Origin of the sequence: Novosphingobium sp. PhB57, from assembly GCF_004342985.1 — a bacterium.
Taxonomy (GTDB): domain Bacteria; phylum Pseudomonadota; class Alphaproteobacteria; order Sphingomonadales; family Sphingomonadaceae; genus Novosphingobium.
On sequence record NZ_SMBO01000001.1, the window covers coordinates 1,454,563 to 1,471,863 of the forward strand.

General features: G+C 64.1%; 17 protein-coding genes and 1 pseudogene. 13 read left to right on the plus strand and 5 right to left on the minus strand.

The annotated features are described in order from the left end of the window. Positions 1 to 125: 125 nt before the first annotated feature. The gene (locus tag EDF58_RS06655) at positions 126 to 1,091 is read right to left on the minus strand and encodes an RDD family protein (RefSeq protein WP_165921338.1); all 966 of its coding nucleotides are present in this window, start codon (positions 1,089 to 1,091) and stop codon (positions 126 to 128) included. Positions 1,092 to 1,606: 515 nt separating this feature from the next. Between EDF58_RS06655 and EDF58_RS26085 the strand changes: the two genes are divergently transcribed. Next, positions 1,607 to 1,849 carry an excalibur calcium-binding domain-containing protein gene (locus EDF58_RS26085; RefSeq protein ID WP_207912827.1) on the plus strand — a complete coding sequence of 81 codons (243 nt, stop codon included), beginning with the start codon at positions 1,607 to 1,609 and terminating at the stop codon, positions 1,847 to 1,849. Between the two features lie 313 nt (positions 1,850 to 2,162). Further along, positions 2,163 to 2,753 carry a hypothetical protein gene (locus EDF58_RS06665; protein ID WP_132263679.1) on the plus strand — a complete coding sequence of 197 codons (591 nt, stop codon included), beginning with the start codon at positions 2,163 to 2,165 and terminating at the stop codon, positions 2,751 to 2,753. A gap of 75 nt (positions 2,754 to 2,828) precedes the next feature. Here the strand turns inward: EDF58_RS06665 and EDF58_RS06670 are convergent, their stop codons facing one another. Next, entirely contained in the window at positions 2,829 to 4,538 is a 1,710-nt protein-coding gene (locus tag EDF58_RS06670; RefSeq protein ID WP_165921339.1) for a recombinase family protein, read from the minus strand. A 37-nt stretch (positions 4,539 to 4,575) separates the two neighbouring features. Between EDF58_RS06670 and EDF58_RS06675 the strand changes: the two are divergent. The 3 genes and pseudogenes from EDF58_RS06675 to EDF58_RS06685 all read left to right on the plus strand — a co-directional run. Continuing rightward, a pseudogene (locus tag EDF58_RS06675) lies at positions 4,576 to 4,872 on the plus strand (JAB domain-containing protein); the annotation flags it as partial. Position 4,873: 1 nt separating this feature from the next. Further along, entirely contained in the window at positions 4,874 to 5,626 is a 753-nt protein-coding gene (locus tag EDF58_RS06680) for an NRDE family protein (RefSeq protein WP_132263683.1), read from the plus strand. Positions 5,627 to 5,776: 150 nt separating this feature from the next. Further along, complete coding sequence (locus EDF58_RS06685) at positions 5,777 to 6,889, plus strand: endonuclease/exonuclease/phosphatase family protein (RefSeq protein ID WP_132263685.1); 1,113 nt, start codon at positions 5,777 to 5,779, stop codon at positions 6,887 to 6,889. A gap of 21 nt (positions 6,890 to 6,910) precedes the next feature. Here the strand turns inward: EDF58_RS06685 and EDF58_RS06690 are convergent, their stop codons facing one another. Continuing rightward, positions 6,911 to 7,996: an alpha/beta hydrolase gene (locus EDF58_RS06690; RefSeq protein ID WP_132263687.1), complete on the minus strand. Its 1,086-nt coding sequence runs from the start codon at positions 7,994 to 7,996 to the stop codon at positions 6,911 to 6,913. A 369-nt stretch (positions 7,997 to 8,365) separates the two neighbouring features. Here EDF58_RS06690 and purB point away from each other — a divergent pair, with 369 nt between their 5' ends. From purB to EDF58_RS06710, 4 genes are all read left to right on the plus strand, one after another. Further along, positions 8,366 to 9,679, plus strand: a complete 1,314-nt coding sequence (gene purB / locus EDF58_RS06695; protein ID WP_132263689.1) for an adenylosuccinate lyase — start codon at positions 8,366 to 8,368, stop codon at positions 9,677 to 9,679. 91 nt (positions 9,680 to 9,770) lie between these two features. After that, positions 9,771 to 10,130 carry a LapA family protein gene (locus EDF58_RS06700; RefSeq protein ID WP_132263691.1) on the plus strand — a complete coding sequence of 120 codons (360 nt, stop codon included), beginning with the start codon at positions 9,771 to 9,773 and terminating at the stop codon, positions 10,128 to 10,130. A gap of 4 nt (positions 10,131 to 10,134) precedes the next feature. After that, entirely contained in the window at positions 10,135 to 10,812 is a 678-nt protein-coding gene (gene pyrF / locus EDF58_RS06705) for an orotidine-5'-phosphate decarboxylase (RefSeq protein WP_132263693.1), read from the plus strand. 267 nt (positions 10,813 to 11,079) lie between these two features. Next, on the plus strand, positions 11,080 to 11,838 hold the full coding sequence (locus EDF58_RS06710; protein WP_132263695.1) for an SIMPL domain-containing protein: 759 nt from the start codon (positions 11,080 to 11,082) through the stop codon (positions 11,836 to 11,838). Between the two features lie 22 nt (positions 11,839 to 11,860). On the opposite strand, the gene EDF58_RS06715 is transcribed toward EDF58_RS06710, so the two are convergent. Next, on the minus strand, positions 11,861 to 12,298 hold the full coding sequence (locus EDF58_RS06715; RefSeq protein ID WP_132263696.1) for a DUF4019 domain-containing protein: 438 nt from the start codon (positions 12,296 to 12,298) through the stop codon (positions 11,861 to 11,863). A gap of 46 nt (positions 12,299 to 12,344) precedes the next feature. Here EDF58_RS06715 and EDF58_RS06720 point away from each other — a divergent pair, with 46 nt between their 5' ends. Then, the gene (locus tag EDF58_RS06720; protein WP_132263698.1) at positions 12,345 to 12,986 is read left to right on the plus strand and encodes a phosphoribosylanthranilate isomerase; all 642 of its coding nucleotides are present in this window, start codon (positions 12,345 to 12,347) and stop codon (positions 12,984 to 12,986) included. A 180-nt stretch (positions 12,987 to 13,166) separates the two neighbouring features. Here the strand turns inward: EDF58_RS06720 and EDF58_RS06725 are convergent, their stop codons facing one another. Next, a complete protein-coding gene (locus EDF58_RS06725) occupies positions 13,167 to 13,634 on the minus strand; it encodes an outer membrane beta-barrel protein (protein WP_132263700.1) in 468 nt (155 codons plus the stop codon). 244 nt (positions 13,635 to 13,878) lie between these two features. Between EDF58_RS06725 and trpB the strand changes: the two genes are divergently transcribed. The 3 genes from trpB to EDF58_RS06740 all read left to right on the plus strand — a co-directional run bounded on the left by trpB (position 13,879) and on the right by EDF58_RS06740 (position 17,301). Beyond that, positions 13,879 to 15,120 carry a tryptophan synthase subunit beta gene (trpB, locus tag EDF58_RS06730; protein ID WP_132263702.1) on the plus strand — a complete coding sequence of 414 codons (1,242 nt, stop codon included), beginning with the start codon at positions 13,879 to 13,881 and terminating at the stop codon, positions 15,118 to 15,120. A 2-nt stretch (positions 15,121 to 15,122) separates the two neighbouring features. After that, on the plus strand, positions 15,123 to 15,902 hold the full coding sequence (gene trpA / locus EDF58_RS06735; RefSeq protein WP_132263703.1) for a tryptophan synthase subunit alpha: 780 nt from the start codon (positions 15,123 to 15,125) through the stop codon (positions 15,900 to 15,902). A gap of 103 nt (positions 15,903 to 16,005) precedes the next feature. Beyond that, positions 16,006 to 17,301 (plus strand): folylpolyglutamate synthase/dihydrofolate synthase family protein, encoded by a 1,296-nt coding sequence (locus tag EDF58_RS06740; RefSeq protein WP_132263705.1) that lies wholly within the window; start codon positions 16,006 to 16,008, stop codon positions 17,299 to 17,301.

The window sequence follows — 17,301 nt, forward strand, 5'->3', positions numbered from 1 at the left end:
TAACCGCGTGCTCCGAGTGGTTCGGCTACAGCAGAACCGCACGGTCGGACACCAGTCACTATCCGGTCGGGCGATGCTGGAGCGACCGCACGGCCAGGGCATAATGCATCGCGCCGCTCACGATGCTAGCAGTTCGCCCAGGTCACCTTGAATTCCAGCGGCTCGCTGGCGTTAGGCATTGTGTAGAGATAGCGATATGTGATGCCGTAATCTCTCAACATCCGTTTCGTGTCAGCTTGCGAACAGACGTTCGGGCGAATGGTTTTTTCGAAAAACCTTCGCAGCGCGTCATCACTCGCATCGCGGCGGATGATCGAATAGAAGTAGGTGAGCGTTCTGCCGTCCGCCTCCGCACGATCGACTCGCGTGACCTGATCTAGCATCTTCGGCTTCACCTGCGCTGCACCCTCAGCAAGCTCTGCTGCGATGGGGTCATCGGCCTCCACCCGAGGTGGAGCAATCACCGTACCGGCCGTTTCGTCATACTCGATCGTCTGAGACGCCGTGCGCGCCTGGTTCCGCTCGTATGCATCAAGCACCCGGTCGCCGATATTCAGGCCGACGAAAAGCAGTGCTACCATCCACACCCGCGCGGGGTTGCACTGGATGTCGTATACGCGAGTTGAAAGCACGTCGTCCCACGCGGTCTGATCTCCACGGCTAACCCGCGCGTGATTGCGAGACATCGTAATTAGCGCGATCAACGGAAAGCCGATTGCCAAACCGAAGAACCACACACGGAAGTTGCGCCGCAGAGCAGTGCCAAAGTCTAACCGCGCGTGCCACATCGTCTCAACGCGAATGCCCATGAGGGCACGACCTGGCGTATTGCCGAATGCCGTTAGCACCGCAGCATCGATCACCATGCCGACCGGGATCAACATCATGGTGAACAATCCTGCCCCGCCACCTTGAAAGGCTTCGTTACTAGCTAGAGCGGGAAAAAAATACGCGACCAAGAACGCTAGCGGCAAGTTCCAGATCAGCACGTCCAGCATCCGCGACCAGTAACGCGGCCACGCCCGCGCTTGTTCACGTACCACCTCGCCGGATAGTTCGAATTCGCGATCGTCAATTGCAAGTGCTGTCATCGTGCCCCCTTTATTCGCAGGCCCATAGTGCCGTGATTTCGTTTGGCAACTCTTTCCAAAATCCAGCCTCGGCGGGAACGTCGTGTCGCGACTAAACCTTTTCTGAATTGCTGTTCCACGGACGTTCCGGGCTCCGAAGCGATCCCGATTACATCGCCTCATCGATGGAGAGGCTCACTTAGAGGCTGCCCGCCCGATGTCGGATGGGTATGGTCGCGTCGGGCGGTTGCTCATTCTTCTCATGACGGCCGCATCTGACCACACACCACTAATCCTCTCGCCTTACATCGAGGCAAACGCCGGTCGATATGTCGAAGCGCTGAAGTCGGCGCAGCAACGCTTGGAGTGGGCTGAGATCATCGGTTTCATGGCTGATGCGATCACGGGAATGGGTCGCGACCTTCCTCTTTACCGTTTGTCAAACCCTGAACCTTAGCTTTTCCGCCATGGCAAGACATCACCCGTTCCACACGATCCGTCGTCAACGTCAGCCGCGAAGGCGCGAGGGTTGGGGGATGATCGCGGATTATCTCATTGGCGCGGTGATCATCGGTGGAGCGGCCGGTCTCGCGCTGAATGCCTGGGATGGACATCAGGCAAGGAAGGCGAAACTCGAAGCGTTGCCCGCTGGCTATCAGTTCCCCGGATGCGATGCCGTTCGCGCACAAGGCCTGGACCCGCTGAGACGCGGTGAACCCGGCTATGGAAAGCACATGGACGGTGACGGTGACGGAATCGCGTGCGAACCCTATCCCTGACGGTCTTTTGCCAATTGGGTAAGCTGAAGGTTCACACCAGCGTAACTACTAAAGGGCCAACGCCTAACCTGAGCGGTCTCGCCAGTTTCGAAGATAGCTCGATCACGGTCTCCGCTCGCATCCGGCGAAACAGGACGACGCAGCGACATTCCGCTCGCAGACCAGCTTGACCGGCTTGGTAAATCGAGATTGCTTCAACCGGGGCATCAACCAGACCGTCAGAACCGACAATGCAACAACGACATCCGATAGGCCTGCGATCGCGGATTGCGTTTCGAATTCACGAGGTTAGATGTTAGGCTATGGAGGGGGCATGTCCATAGCTTATCGTGCGGGCCGCATCTGGCGGAAAATCTGGAACGGGCCGTTTCACATCGGCCATCTCTCTCAGCCGGTCACGGTTGGCGACGTTCTCATGAAGGTGCTGGAAACCGCGTGGCGGACGGCCGTCGTCGCAATCACGATTGTGGTGGTGATGGTCGCCTGCGGCGGCGTGTGGTTCACCTACCTCAGCCCCGTGATATTCCCGCGCGCGGAAACGAAGCTTGTGGTGGAAGCGGTTTACGATAACGGCAAGCGTACGATACCGGCACCTCCGCCGCTCGTTAAACCAGGGCAGAAAGCGCCTCCGGTGTTTCGCTGCACGCCCGATTATCCGATCAAGGTGAGTTTCTGGAACAAGAGTTCGCGGCCGATCACCGATGTTTATTTCGACATTGAAGCCTACAACCTCGGCTACACCAACAATCTGGTAGACGGCGGCGCGTTTCGCGAAAACCATCGAGTTGTTGAGCCTCACCATATCTGGACTACGTGCTACGCCTCCCCTGCTCTGGAAGGCGTTGATCCTATGGAGTTGACCTACAAGGCCAACGTCTCGACGGCGTCGTACGCTGACGAATGACCGCGTTACCCGGTTTTGCGGGATGCTAACCGGAAATGGCGGGCGTAGGGCTAACCGATTGAAATCGGCACCGGTTCAAATTTCGATAGGCTGGCTCCTCCTGACTTGTGATGCCAGAACCTCTACCGCATCGTCGGCGACGCCATACCTCAGAATTCGCGAGAACGCGCTATCGGGCTCATTTGCAAACACCTCCAGGTGATCGCGCTTCTTGACGACGTTGCCGTTGCCATCAAACCAGACCATGAAGTGACCGCCCACAAGGCGCATAGCGATCAGCCTTGTATATTTCCTGTGTCCGACTTTCGCGCTTTTGAACCGGATCGACTCGATCACATTCTGGAACGCTGTCCGAACCATCCGTCGAGCCTGCTGTCCAGTTTCAGGATCATCGCTCGTGATCGCCTCCCGAACCTCCATCACCCGCTTGATGTGATCGGCCGGGCTCACCTGCCCGCGAGCAAGCTGCAAGGCAGCTTCCGCCTTCGCTAGATCGGCCTCAGCCCGTGCCACTGAGTCTTCGCGCTGAGCGATCTTCGTTGCAACAGTGCGACTGTCCAGTCCATCCTCCACCATCGCGACAAGAGAGTCGAGTTTCCGTTGCTCAAGCTCGATCTGCTTCCGAAGATCGGCAATGCGGGCGATGATCGGGCTAGTTTCTTCGGTCTTCGTGAAGTGCTTGCTATCGAGGCTGAGATAAAGAATCTCCCGCACCGCAGCCTCCTCGAATTTGTCGTAGCGGAATTGAACGTTGTTTTCGCAAGAGCCCCCCCTCGCTGCGCGACAGATGATGTAGTAGTACCGGGAACCTCGCTGGTTCAGGTTGACGATCTTCGCCATTGTGCCGCCGCACGACCCACACGTCATCAAGCCCGTGAAAAGATTCCGACCTTCGGGCGCGTACCGGCCACCAGTTTTCAAACGAGCGCGTTTCGCTGCCCTCGCCTGCTCAACCAACTCCGCCGCCACGACTCGCGGATAGTAGCCAGTAATGACCTCTATCCGATCTTCGCCTGCGGCTTTGCGATGATATTCGCCCTCGACACTTGGGCTGTGTAGTATGTCGCGGACATAGCCGATTTTCCATTCCGCCCGATCGGTCTTCCACCCCCGCGTCCACGGCTCATAAGTGGCGTTCAGTTTCTTGCAGATTGCTGCGTAGCCGAGTCCATCGGCCGACCACTCGTATATTTGCTGCACTATCGGCGCACGGTCAGGCGACGGATACCACTTCCCATCGTTCCCAACCAACCACGCTGGCGCTCGCGCGGTAATGATTTCGCCCCGCTTCGCTTTCTCGATGTGCCCTTCATTGACCTTCTGCCGAAAAGATGAACGGCGCTCTGACTCCGCGTGAGCCCGCTGCGCTTCCATGAGGTATTGCATCAGGTCGAGGATGTTTTCGCCCGACAAGCTTTCTTCCGTGAAGACCTTATTCAAGCTAGCCACGGCCACAGAGATACCTGCCTCGGTCACTTCTTCGATCCAGCGCCGGGCGAATCGGACCTTTTGGCGGGAAAGACGGTCAAGATTCTCGATAACGAGAACCGATCCCGGTTCGATCTCGCCTGCATCAATCAGTTCCTTGAACTTGCCTAGCTGCCCCACCTTGAGGTGGTCACCTCTCCATGCCGATCGGCCTTTATCTTCTAAAGGACCTCCCGGGGCTGGGGTCCAATGGTTGGAAAGTATCATCGCCGTGGTGGCGGCGGCTTGCCGCTCGATCGAGGAGCCTTTGTCTTGAGTTTTTGTCGAAAAACGGTGGTATGGATAAGCGATTGTCATGGCTGAAATGTACGGGAATCTCCATGTCAGCACAATACTGCTACATCTTAATGCCAAGAACATGCTGATCCTCGACGACCTGGTGGGCGACGGCTCGATCGACGAAGCGGCGATTCACCCGCGCGAAGTGATTCGCCGCGCGCTGGACATCGGCGCCACCGCCCTCATCCTCGTGCATAATCATCCCTCGGGTTCCCCCCAACCCAGCCGCGCGGACATCGAAGTCACCAACCGCATCGCCGAAGCCGGAAGGCTGCTGGGGGTCTCGGTGCACGATCATGTCATCATCGGCCGCGAAGGCCATGTCAGCCTGCGCGCCAAGGGCCTGATCTGAAATGTGCGTTGCCGCCGTCGCCTGGCAGGCCCACCCGGACTGGCCGCTCGTGGTCGCCGGCAATCGCGACGAATTCCACGCACGCCCCTCGGCGCCGCTTTCGCCTTGGCAGGACGGCAGCGGAATCCTGGCCGGTGCCGACTTGCTGGGCGGCGGGACATGGCTGGGCGTGACGCCATCGGCGCGCATGGTGCTCGTCACCAATTACCGAGTGCCGGAAGGCTCGGTTCCGGGCCGCCCTTCGCGCGGCAAGCTCGTCACCGACCTGCTGGAAGGCCGTGAGCCGGAACCCGTCGAGACGATGAACCCGTTCAATCTCGTCGAAGTGAACGGCACCAGCGCCCGGTTCCTGACCAATTATCCGCATCGCGAATCGCGGCCTCTCGCCCCCGGCATCCATGGCCTGTCCAATGGCGGCTTCGACCGGCCCTGGCCCAAGACCCTGCAAGTGGCGCAGGCGGTTTCCGCATGGCTGGCAGACGGGCAAGCCGATCCCTCCCCCCTGCTCGGCGCCTTGCAGGCGGAGACCCCGGGCATGGCCCCCGGCCATGCCGAAAACGGCCCCGAGCCGCGCTTCGCCCCGGTCTTCATCCGCGATCCCCTCTACGGCACCCGCTGCTCCACGGTCATCGCCGTGAACCGCACCGGCGCCGGCATGATCGTGGAGCGCAGCTTCCACCCGGACGGTTCGGCCTCGGGCGAAGTCCGTATCGATTTCGACTGGTCGCCGGTGCTCTCGCAAGGCCCGAACTAGGCAAGGGCTCCGGGCAATCCCGCGCCCGCTCTTCGCGCGCGCCGGGCCTGCCGATCTTCGCCGCATCATGGACTTACCGGCGCCTTTTGCATAAGTTGGGCCGGTCTCCGGCGGTTCGGCGATCGATTGCGACAGGGATTATCCAACCGCATGACGCTTCAAGGTTCGGTTCTGCTGCGCGCCCTGCCCTTTTGCGCGGCGCTGCTGGCGAGCGGCTGCAACACGATGGCCCCCCCCGTGGCGCAAGTGGCTTGCACGGCCACGCAGCAGCCCCGCGTCGCCCTGTCCGCCGATGGACGGAGCGCCACCACCACGCTCTCGGTGCTCACTTTCAATATCGAAGGGCTGTCCTGGCCCGCGCGCAGCGGGCGCAAGCCCTCGCTTGAGGAGATCGGCAGGCATCTGGCCAGGATGCGCGCCGCCGGCACCGCGCCCGACGTGGTGCTGTTCCAGGAGATGTTCAGCGACGCCGCCAAGCGCGCAGTGGCCTCTGCCGGCTATCCCGCGCTCGATTCCGGCCCGCGCCGGACCACCCGCGCACGCGGTTCCACCAAGGAACGGCTGCCCGGCAATTCCAGCCTCAAGCGCGGCGAGATCGGCATCCACGTCTTCGGCAGCGGCCTTGCCATCGCCTCGCGCTACGCGATCGTCGATACCGAGCGCCGGGCCTATGGCCGCAAGTCCTGCGCCGGGTTCGACTGTCTGTCGAACAAGGGCATCGCGCTCGCAAGGATCGACGTGCCGGGCGTGCCCACCCTGATCGACGTCTACGACACGCACATGAATTCGCGCGGCGCTTCCGGCGCGCCCGCGGCGCGCAACCTGGCCGCGCACGACCGGCAGGCCCTGGAAGCCTCGGAATTCATCGACCGCACCCATGACGATGCGACGCCGGTGATCTTCGGCGGCGACTTCAACATGCGCCACTCCGAGCCGCGCTGGGAGAATTTCTCGCGCTATCAGTCACTGAACCTGGTGCACCGCACCTGCTCGCACCCTGGCTCGGGCTGCGACGTGCAGATGTCGTGGGACGGGGACGAACCCTGGATGGATACGCAGGACCTGCAGTTCTACTGGAACGGACAAGCCGTCGAGATCCGCCCCATCCGGGTGCAGGCCCTGTTCGACGGGCGTCCGGACAGCCCGCAGCTGTCCGACCATGACGGCTTCCTCGTCACTTACGAACTGCGCTGGAAGGCTTCCGAGACCCGCGCGCCGGGCTGCCGGACGATCCCCGGCGCGCTGGCTCCGAATCCCCGATAGGACCTTCGCGCCAGCTCTTCTTCAGGGTGCCGGCGAGGACAGGATCTCCAGCAGCCGGGCCCCGAACACGTCCGGCGCTTCCACCTGCGGAGAATGCCCGTAGTCGGGGAATTCGACGATCCGTGCCGAAGGCATGGCCGCCGCCGCTTGTGCCGCGATCTGCGGGATGGGTTTCAGCTTGGCCTTGATCTCGGCCGGGGCCTGACCCTTGCCGAAGACCGTCGTGTCCCGCATGCCGATCATCAGCGTCACGGGAACGCCGAGACGGCCGAACTCGTGGCTCACCGGCTGGGTCAGGATCATCTCGGAGGTCTTGGCCTGCGCCAGTTCCGCCGCATCCTGGTCCGGCGTGGCATATTGCCCCGCCAGCATCTTCACCCACCGATCATAGCGCGGGTTCCAGTCGCCATGATAATAAGTGTCGAGCTGATACTGGCGCATTTCGGCATAGCCCTTGGCGCGCTCGCTGGCCAAGAGCTTGTCCAGCGGCGCGTAAGGCACGCCTTCCGCCATGCGGTCGACCAGCCCCAGCGGATTGACCAGCACCAGTCGCTCCACCGCTTGCGGGTACATCAGGGCAAAGCGCATCCCCAGCATGCCGCCGGTCGAGTGCCCCAGCACGATGGCCTTTTCCAGGCCCACTTTCTCCATGAGCCGGTGCGTGGTGTTCGCCATCATCGCGAAACTGTATTGCGCGGAGGCCGGCTTGGAGGACTTGCAGAAACCGAGCTGGTCGGGGATCAGCACCCGGTACCCCGCGGCCAGCAGCGTTCGCGCGGTGTCTTCCCAGGTCGCGCCGCAGAAATTCTTGCCGTGCAGCAGGACCACGGCGTGGCCGTTGGGCTTGTCGGGCTGCACGTCCATATAGGCCATGGCGGCTTCTTCGGCGCCCAGATTCAGCTCCATGGTCTCGACTTTCCAGGGATAGGGAAAGCGTTCGAGATTGGCGCCGAATTCCTCCAGCTTGATGTCCTGGGTGCTCAGGACCGGCGCCGCCAGGGCCGAGGGGACGGCTTTCGGGTCGGCGGCGTCCTGGGCATGGCCCGCGCCGATGCCGGCGCCGAAGAGACAGGCCGCGGCAAGAATCGTCGAGAGCGCGCGAGGCATCGCTGGTCCTTTCGTGATCGACAGGGTGCCGCATGAAACCGATGCGACCATAGCGCCTGACGGATCGGATGGCTCCTGAGAAATCGGAAAACCGTGGTTCTACAATCGCTCCGCCGCCAAACTTATCGTCTGCGGGATGCCGCTTCGCCTTGCCGGCTTTCAATTCGTGCAAGCGGCGGTGCCGGGCTCAGTATTGCCTCCCCTGTTCCCGCAACGCCCCGAATTCCGCCAGCTTCGCCGTCCGGCCCGGCGGATTCTTTCGGCCTTTCCCGGCCGCGCACCCTTGCCTTTGTCGCAAGCCCGCCGTAGCGGCACCGCCATGAGGCCGGGTCAGCGCCGGGTCGAGTCAGGTCACTCAAGGAGTCGAACATGGTCCCCCGTTACGCCCGCCCCGCAATGACCGCGATCTGGGAACCCGAAGCCCGCTATCGCATCTGGTTCGAGATCGAGGCCCACGCCGCCGTGAAAATGGGCGAGATGGGCACCGTGCCGAAAAGCGCCGGCAAGGCGCTGTGGGACTGGTGGGCCACCAATCCCGTGATCGACGTTGCCGCCATCGACGCCATCGAGGCCGTGACCAAGCACGACGTCATCGCCTTCCTCGACTGGGTGGCCCAGCAGGTCGGCCCTGAAGCCCGCTTCATGCACCAGGGCATGACCAGCTCCGACGTGCTCGACACCACGCTGAACGTGCAGCTGGTCAAGGCTGCCGACATCCTGCTGGCGGACCTCGACGCCCTGCTCGCCGCGATCAAGCGCCGCGCCGAAGAGCACAAGTATACCCCCACCATCGGCCGCAGCCACGGCATCCACGCCGAGCCGGTGACGTTCGGCCTCAAGATGGCCGAAGCCTATGCCGAATTCGCGCGCTGCAAGACGCGCCTGATCGCCGCCCGCGAGGAAGTCGCCACTTGCGCGATCTCGGGCGCCGTCGGTACTTTCGCCAATGTCGATCCCGCCGTCGAAGACTATGTTGCCGACAAGCTGGGCCTCGCGGTCGAGCCGGTCTCCACCCAGGTCATCCCGCGCGACCGCCACGCCATGTTCTTCTCGGTGCTGGGCGTGATCGCCAGCTCGATCGAACGCCTTTCCATCGAAGTGCGCCACCTTCAGCGCACCGAAGTTCTGGAAGCCGAGGAATACTTCTCGCCCGGCCAGAAGGGCTCGTCGGCCATGCCGCACAAGCGCAACCCGGTGCTGACCGAGAACCTCACCGGCCTGTCCCGCGTCGTGCGTTCGGCCGTGGTTCCGGCCATGGAAAACGTGGCGCTCTGGCACGAGCGCGACATCTCGCACTCTTCGGTCGAGCGCTTCATCGGCCCCGACGCGACGATCACCCTCGACTTCGCACTGGCGCGCCTCACCGGCGTGATCGACAAGCTGCTCGTCTATCCCGAGCGCATGCAGAAGAACCTCGACCGCATGGGCGGCCTCGTCCACTCGCAGCGCGTGCTTCTCGCCCTTACCCAGGCCGGCCTCAGCCGCGACCAGTCGTACCGCCTGGTGCAGCGCAACGCGATGAAGGTGTGGGAATCGGACGGCCAGCTCTCGCTGCTCGAACTGCTCAAGGCCGATGACGAAGTCACCGCCGCGCTTCCGGTCGAAGTGATCGAGGACAAGTTCAACCTCGACTATCACTTCAAGCACGTAGACACGATCTTCGCGCGCGTTTTCGGGAACTAAGCTTCCAGCCGACACTTCCCATGCCTCGCAATCGCGCTTAGCATCCAGCGCGATTGCGAAAGGTCTTGGTGCACGAATTGCCGGAGGGAACATGAACATAGTCCGCACGGTGCTGTGGATCGCGATCACCGCGATCCTGGTCGCTTTCATCGCCATGAACTGGACCAGGGTGCCGGTGAACTTCTGGCCGCTGGACGATGCCAACTACGTCCATTTCGAATGGCCGGTCGGCGTTGTCGCACTCGTCTTCTTCGTGCTGGGGATGGCCCCCGTCTGGCTGTACCTGCGCGCCGTGCGCTGGCGCCTCCAGCGCCGCATCGCCAGCCTCGAAAACTCCCTTCGGGCCAACAGCGTGCCTTCCACGGTTCCGGCCGTCCCGGAATCGGCACAGGGCGCGCATCTTTTCACGCCCGAGGCCACCTCACCTTCCAAATCCTCTCCGGAACTCTGAGATCATGAACAGCAATCCCGTCTACCTCGCCCTCGACCTGCCCCGCCTCGACGCCGCCGAGGCGCTGGCGCGAAAGGTCGCCGGGCATATCGGCGGGATCAAGCTGGGTCTCGAATTCTTCTGCGCGCACGGTCATCATGGCGTTCACGAGCTGCATAAGCTCGGCCTGCCGATCTTCCTCGACCTCAAGCTGCACGACATCCCCAACACCGTGGCCGGCGCCATGCAGGCGATCCACGTCCTGGAGCCTTCCATCGTCACCATCCACGCCGCCGGCGGCCGTGCCATGATGGAAGACGCCAAGGCCGCCGCGGGTGAGAACTGCAAGGTCGTGGCCGTCACCGTATTGACCAGCCTGGACGGCGGCGACCTCAACGCCATCGGCGTGAACGCGGAACCGCACGAGCAGGCGCTTCGCCTGGCGGACCTGGCCCATTCGGCAGGGCTCGACGGCATCGTCTGCTCGGGCCATGAAGTGGGCGCGGTCCACCAGCAGTGGAAGGACGGCTTCTTCGTCGTCCCCGGCCTTCGTCCCGACGATGGCCGCAACGGCGACCAGAAGCGCATCATGACCCCGCGCGCGGCGCGCGATGCGGGCGCCAGCGTGCTCGTCATCGGCCGCCCGATCAGCCGTGCCGAAGATCCCCTCGCCGCCGCGATCGCGATCGAAGCGACGCTCTGATACTAGAGCGGTGCGGCCGGTCGAATGCCGCACCGCACCTGACCCAGCCGGACACCGACAAGAACTGACTTGGCCCGTCAGCCCGCTTCTGCGGGAGTACGGAAAGACAAAGGCCGTGTCCGTTGCCCACCGGGATCGCAAGCCACCGGCGCAGCGGCACACCTCCTGCTCCAAACCTTTCACGGCGCAAAATGCACGGTTCAGCGCCGGGCAACCTCCCTCCCTCCAGATCGTTGAACCGATCAATTGGACGGAGAGTGCGACCTCATGAAATCCCTGAACCTGCTTGCCGTAACGACTGCCGCGCTGGCCTCGGCCGTGGCTGTGCCCGCCATGGCCCAGGACACGGGCCTCGTGCCTACCATCGCCGCCGGGCATACCCTGCTGACCGTCAACGCGCAGGGTTCCTCCACCCGCACGCCCGACATGGCCGGCTTCTCGGCCGGGGTGACCACGCAAGGCGCCACGGCCAGCGAGGCGCTCAATGGCAATTCCACGCGGATGAACCAGGTCATCGCCTCGCTGAAGCGCGCGGGCGTGGCGGACAAGGACATCCAGACCAGCAATCTCAGCGTCAATCCGGTCTACGCCCAGCCCAAGCGCCAGCCCGACGGCAGCTATGTCGACGGCCCGCGCGAGATCGTCGGCTATGAGGCCAGCAACACCGTGGGCGTGCGCCAGCGCAAGCTCGACGACATGGGCAAAGTGATCGACGCGCTCGTCAAGGCCGGCGCCAACCAGGTCAACGGCCCCAACTTCTCGCTGTCGCAGCCCGATGCCGCGCAGAACGAGGCGCGCGTCGCGGCCATCAAGGAAGCCCGTGCCCGCGCCGAACTCTATGCCGGTGCTGCAGGCATGCATGTCACCCGGATCGTCTCGATCAGCGAGAGCGGCGGCTATTCGCCCGCCCCGGTGATGTACCGCGCAAAGGCGGCGATGGACTCGCTGGCCTCCGCGCCCCCCGTCGCAGCCGGAGAGCTGGAAACCAACGTCAACGTCACCGTACAGTTCGAACTGGCGCCTTGATTCGCACAGGCGCCTGCCCGGCTCAGTTGAGCATCATGTCCTGCGACTGGATGTTGTAGCCGGTCAGCGCCACCTGGCCTTCGTCACTCTTGCGATAGACGAACTGTTCGACGCCCGACCCGCGTTCGAACTGCGTCTCGTACGTCAGGGTGACGAAGGTGCCGCCAGTGGTGGCATTGGCGTTCCAGCCCACCTGCTTGGTCCCCTTCACTTTGCCGAGCTTGCGCTGCACGGCTTCCAGCGCCTTGGCGAGCTGGTCGTGCTCCGGACCCTTGCGCAGCGCCGGATCGGTCTGACGCCAGATCGGCTGCAGGTTTCCGGCGTCCATCGCCTGGTGGAATTTCGCCACTTCGGCTTCGGCGTCCTTGAACGACTCCTTCACGCCGCAGCCCGCCAGCATTGCGGCGGCGACAAATGGCACTAGATAGCGGCCGACCCGTCTCGACATTTGGCGGTTCATCCTGTCCCCCTTGGTTCCGGGACGCAATCTAGGCCGGAAAAACGACATGCCAACTGCCGCGATCAAGATCTGCGGGATAAGCACGCCCGACGCACTCGACGCAGCGATCCGCGCGCGCGCCGCCCATGCCGGCTTCGTGTTCTTTCCCAGGAGTCCGCGCAACGTCACGCCGGCGCAGGCAGCGCTCCTGTCGGAGCGGGCGGAAGGGCGGATCGGCCGGGTGGGCCTGTTCGTCGATGCCGACGATGCGACGATCGGCGAAGCCGTCGCCAGCGCACGGCTCGATGCCCTTCAGCTTCACGGCAGCGAAAGTCCCGCCCGCGCAGCGCAGCTTCGCGCGCAGTTCGGGATTGCGGTGTGGAAAGCGCTTTCGGTCGCCACGGCGGAAGATGCGGCCAGGGCCGCCACTTATGCCGGAGCCGTGGATCTCGTGCTGTTCGATGCCAAGACACCCAAAGGCAGCCTGCCCGGCGGCATGGGCCTGAGCTTCGACTGGAATCTCGTGGCGAACTGGAAGGGCCCCATCCCCTGGGGCCTGGCGGGCGGCCTGAACCCGGAAAACGTCGCCGAGGCCGTGCAGCTGACCGGCGCTCCGCTGGTGGACACCTCTTCGGGGGTCGAGAGCGCACCGGGCGTCAAGGACCTTGACCGGATCGCCGCTTTCGCGCGCGCCCTGCAGGCGTCCTGACCGCAAGCTGCCGGATCGCGGCGCGGCCTGGCGCGGCGCGATCACGCGCGGAGGGCATGCAAAGAGAAAGGGCGGCCCCTCATAGACCGCCCTTCCCTGGCTTACGCTCCTTGCAGAGCGAATTCCCTGTGCCGGCTCCGGCCTGACGAACTCGGTAGCTGCGTCAGGCCGGAAATCCGATCAGAACTTTACGCCAACGCCAACCAGGCCGACGTCTGCGTCGGGGGTGTTGTCGCCAACCAGCAGGTGCTTGTATTCGACCTTGCCGTAGAAGCGGTCGTTGAGCGACTGCTCGAGACCACCGCCAACGGCAACGGCGCTGTTGCCGTACTTGGCGAACTTCGACTGCCAGGTCGAGTTGGCGTAGAGCTTGGTGGTCGGGGTGACCTTGAAGCCGGCGCGGCCGCCAACGCCCCACGAAACGCGGGTGTCGTCGGTCAGGATCTTGTCAGCCGAACCTTCGACGCCCACGAAGAACTTGTTGCCCAGGTCGTAGTCGTAGCCGACTGCGACGCCTGCAACTGCTTCGCTGTCGCTGCCGTCCCAGATGATGCCGGTGCGGGCTTCGACGCGCGCTTCGTTGGCGAGAGCGGGGGTGGCGGCGGCCACGGAAGCAACCGCAGCGAGCGAAACGAGTGCAATACGCATATTTTTAAACTCCAGAATGTCCCGGCCCTCACCGGGAGCCGCCCCGCTGCTCCCCCCAACCTTTCACCCAGATGAACGAAATAATTCATAATTACCCCGAAACGTCACGAAACTGCCACTTACAGACATTATCTTGCCATTGAAGGTGCGCCTGTTGCATGATTTGCAATTGAAAACGGGTTGGCGCACCCCAAGGAAGCAAGGCGCTGGACTTGCAGGTCGCGCTCTGCCAATCGCCCGTTTCATGACCGCACCGACGCCCGTGAACAGTTTCCGCTCCCTGCCCGACGAAACCGGCCATTTCGGCCAGTTCGGCGGTCGCTACGTTGCCGAAACGCTGATGCCGCTGATCCTCGATCTCGAGAAGGAATACCGCAAGGCACAGCAGGATCCGGCGTTCTGGGCCGAATTCGATGCGCTGATGAAGGACTTCGTCGGCCGCCCCAGCCCGCTCTACTATGCCCCGCGCATGACCGAGCATTTCCGCGGCCTCGCGCCGGCCGGAAAGGGCCCGAAGATCTACTTCAAGCGCGAAGAGCTGAACCACACCGGCGCGCACAAGATCAACAATTGCATCGGCCAGATCCTGCTGGCCATCCGCATGGGCAAGAAGAAGATCATCGCCGAGACCGGCGCCGGCCAGCACGGAGTCGCCACGGCCACCGTCGCCGCACGCTTCGGCCTGCCCTGCAAGATCTTCATGGGCGCCAAGGATATCGAGCGCCAGAAGCCCAACGTGTTCCGCATGAAGCTGCTGGGCGCCGAAGTCGTCTCCTGCGAAAGCGGATCGCAGTCCCTCAAGGACTCGATGAACGACGCGCTGCGCTACTGGGTCGCGAACGTCCACGACACCTTCTACATCATCGGCACCGCCGCCGGCCCGCACCCCTATCCGGAACTGGTGCGCGATTTCCAGTCGATCATCGGCAAGGAAGCGCGCGAGCAGATGCTGGAGAAGGAAGGCCGCCTGCCCGACATGCTGGTGGCGGCCGTGGGCGGCGGATCGAACGCGATCGGCCTGTTCCACCCCTTCCTCGACGATCCCGAAGTCGCGATGACCGGCATCGAAGCCGCGGGCCACGGCATCGAGACCGACAAGCACGCCGCCTCGCTTACCGGCGGCAAGCCCGGCATCCTGCACGGCAACAAGACCTACCTGCTCCAGGACGAGGACGGCCAGATCACCGAGGCGCACTCGATCTCGGCCGGTCTCGACTATCCGGGCCTCGGGCCGGAGCACTCCTGGCTGCACGAGAGCGGCCGCGTGAACTACGTGCCGATCACGGATACCCAGGCGCTGGAAGCGTTCCAGCTCTGCTGCGAACTGGAAGGCATCATCCCGGCGCTCGAAAGCGCGCACGCCCTCGCCGCGCTGCCGCAGCTGACCGCCGAGATGGACGAGGACAAGCTGCTCGTCGTCAACGTCTCCGGCCGCGGTGACAAGGACATCTTCACCGTCGCCGAAGCGCTGGGCGTGGAACTCTGAACATGACCACCCGCTTCGAAACCGCATTCGCCAAGGGCCCGGCGCTCGTCTGCTTCATCACCGGGGGTGACGGCAACACCGCCGCCAATCTCGACGCGCTTGTCGAAGGCGGCGCCGACGTGATCGAACTCGGCATGCCCTTCACCGATCCCATGGCCGACGGCCCGGCGATCCAGGAAGCGAACATCCGCAGCCTCGATGCCGGCACCAGGACAGCCGACGTGTTCCGCATCGCCAGTGAATTCCGTGCGCGCCACAGCCAGGTGCCGCTGGTGCTGATGGGCTACGCCAACCCGATGATCGCGCGCGGCGCGGACTGGTTCGCCGGTGAATGCGCGAAAGCCGGTGTGGACGGCGTGATCTGCGTGGACATCCCGCCTGAGGAAGACGCCGAACTCGGCCCTGCCCTGCGCGACAAGAGCGTCTCGCTCATCCGCCTCGCCACGCCCACCACCGATGCGGCGCGGCTTCCTGCCGTGCTCGAAGGCTCCTCGGGCTTCCTCTACTACGTCTCGGTCGCAGGCGTCACCGGCATGCAGCAGGCGGCACAAGGCTCGATCGAGGATGCCGTGGCCAAGCTCAAGGCCGCCAGCACCATCCCCGTGGCCGTCGGTTTCGGCGTGCGCACCCCCGAACAGGCCAGCGCCATTGCCAGAGTGGCGGACGGGGTCGTCGTCGGCTCTGCACTGGTCGACCTGGTCAAGCAGCACGGCACCGACGCTCCTGCCCATCTGCGCGCCCTGACGGCCTCGCTGGCCGAAGCGGTCCACACCGCGCGCTGACCCTTCTGTTTTTCGTCATTGCCAATTGCATGACGACAACGCAATTCCAGCATCGCGGCAGCCTCTTGCAGGTTGCCGCGATGTGCTTTTCCGGACGGGTGCCATGAAAGACTTCGCCGTTTCCGAAGACCCCCGCGTCCAGGCCCAGCTCAACCGGCTGGAGGCGCTGTCACTGCCGCAGGGGCGTTTCGGGCTGGAGACCATCCTGACCCTGCTCGACCGAGTCGGTAACCCGCAAAAGCGCCTGCCGCCGACCTTTCATGTGGCCGGCACGAACGGCAAAGGTTCGACCTGCACTTACCTTCGCTTCATGCTGGAAGCGCAGGGCCTGAAGGTCCACTCGGCCACCAAACCGCACCTCGTGCGCTACAATGAGCGTATCCGCCTTGGCGGCAAGCTGATTTCCGACGGGATGCTGGCCGACCTGCTCGCCGAAGTTCTCGATGCGGGCGAGGATCTCCAGCCCAGCTTCTTCGAAGTGACGACGGCCGCGATCTTCCTCGCTTTCGCGCGGGAACCTGCGGATGCCTGCGTGGTCGAGGTCGGCCTCGGCGGGCGGCTCGATGCCACCAATGTGCTGGAACACCCGGCCGCCTGCGGTATCGTGACGCTGGGCATCGACCACGAGGCGTTCCTGCTCCGCCCGGAGCCTGGCGCGCCCGAGGACCCGCTCGCCCGCATCGCCTTCGAAAAGGCCGGCATCGTCCGCAGCCCTGCCCCCGTCGCCACCCTGGCCTATCCCGAAAGCGCAGCGCTGGAGATCGAGCGCGCCGCCATGACCGCCGGCGCTCCGCTGCACATGCGCGGGCGCGACTGGGACGCGGGCGTGGGCGACGTGATCGAATATTCGGACCGGCACGGCGAACTCACCCTGCCGCTGCCGAGCCTGCCCGGCCTGCACCAGGCGGAGAACGCCGCGCTGGCCGTCGCCATGCTGCGCCATCAGGACCGCGTGACCGTCGCGCCAGAGGCCATGGCGGAGGGGATACGCGCCGCACACTGGCCCGCGCGCCTGCAACGGCTCTCCCAAGGTCCGCTTACCCGTCATGCCGGAGGGCGCGCCGTCTGGCTGGACGGTGGCCACAACCCCGACGCCGGGCGTGCCATCGCCCGTCATTTCGCCGGGCAGCGGCTGCATCTCGTGATCGGCATGCTGGCCAACAAGGACCCGCGCGCGCTCACCCAGCCGCTGGCCGAAAGCATCGCCAGCATTCGCGCGGTGCCGGTGCCGGGCCACGACTGCCACGGTGCCGCGAGCTTCGGCCCGGGCGCGCTCGGCGCCGAAAGCGTGGCCGATGCGCTTGCCGCGCTGCCGGACGATGGCCTGCCGGTATTGATCGCCGGATCGCTCTATCTGTCCGGCGTGGTGCTCAAGGCCAACGACGAAGTGCCGGACTAG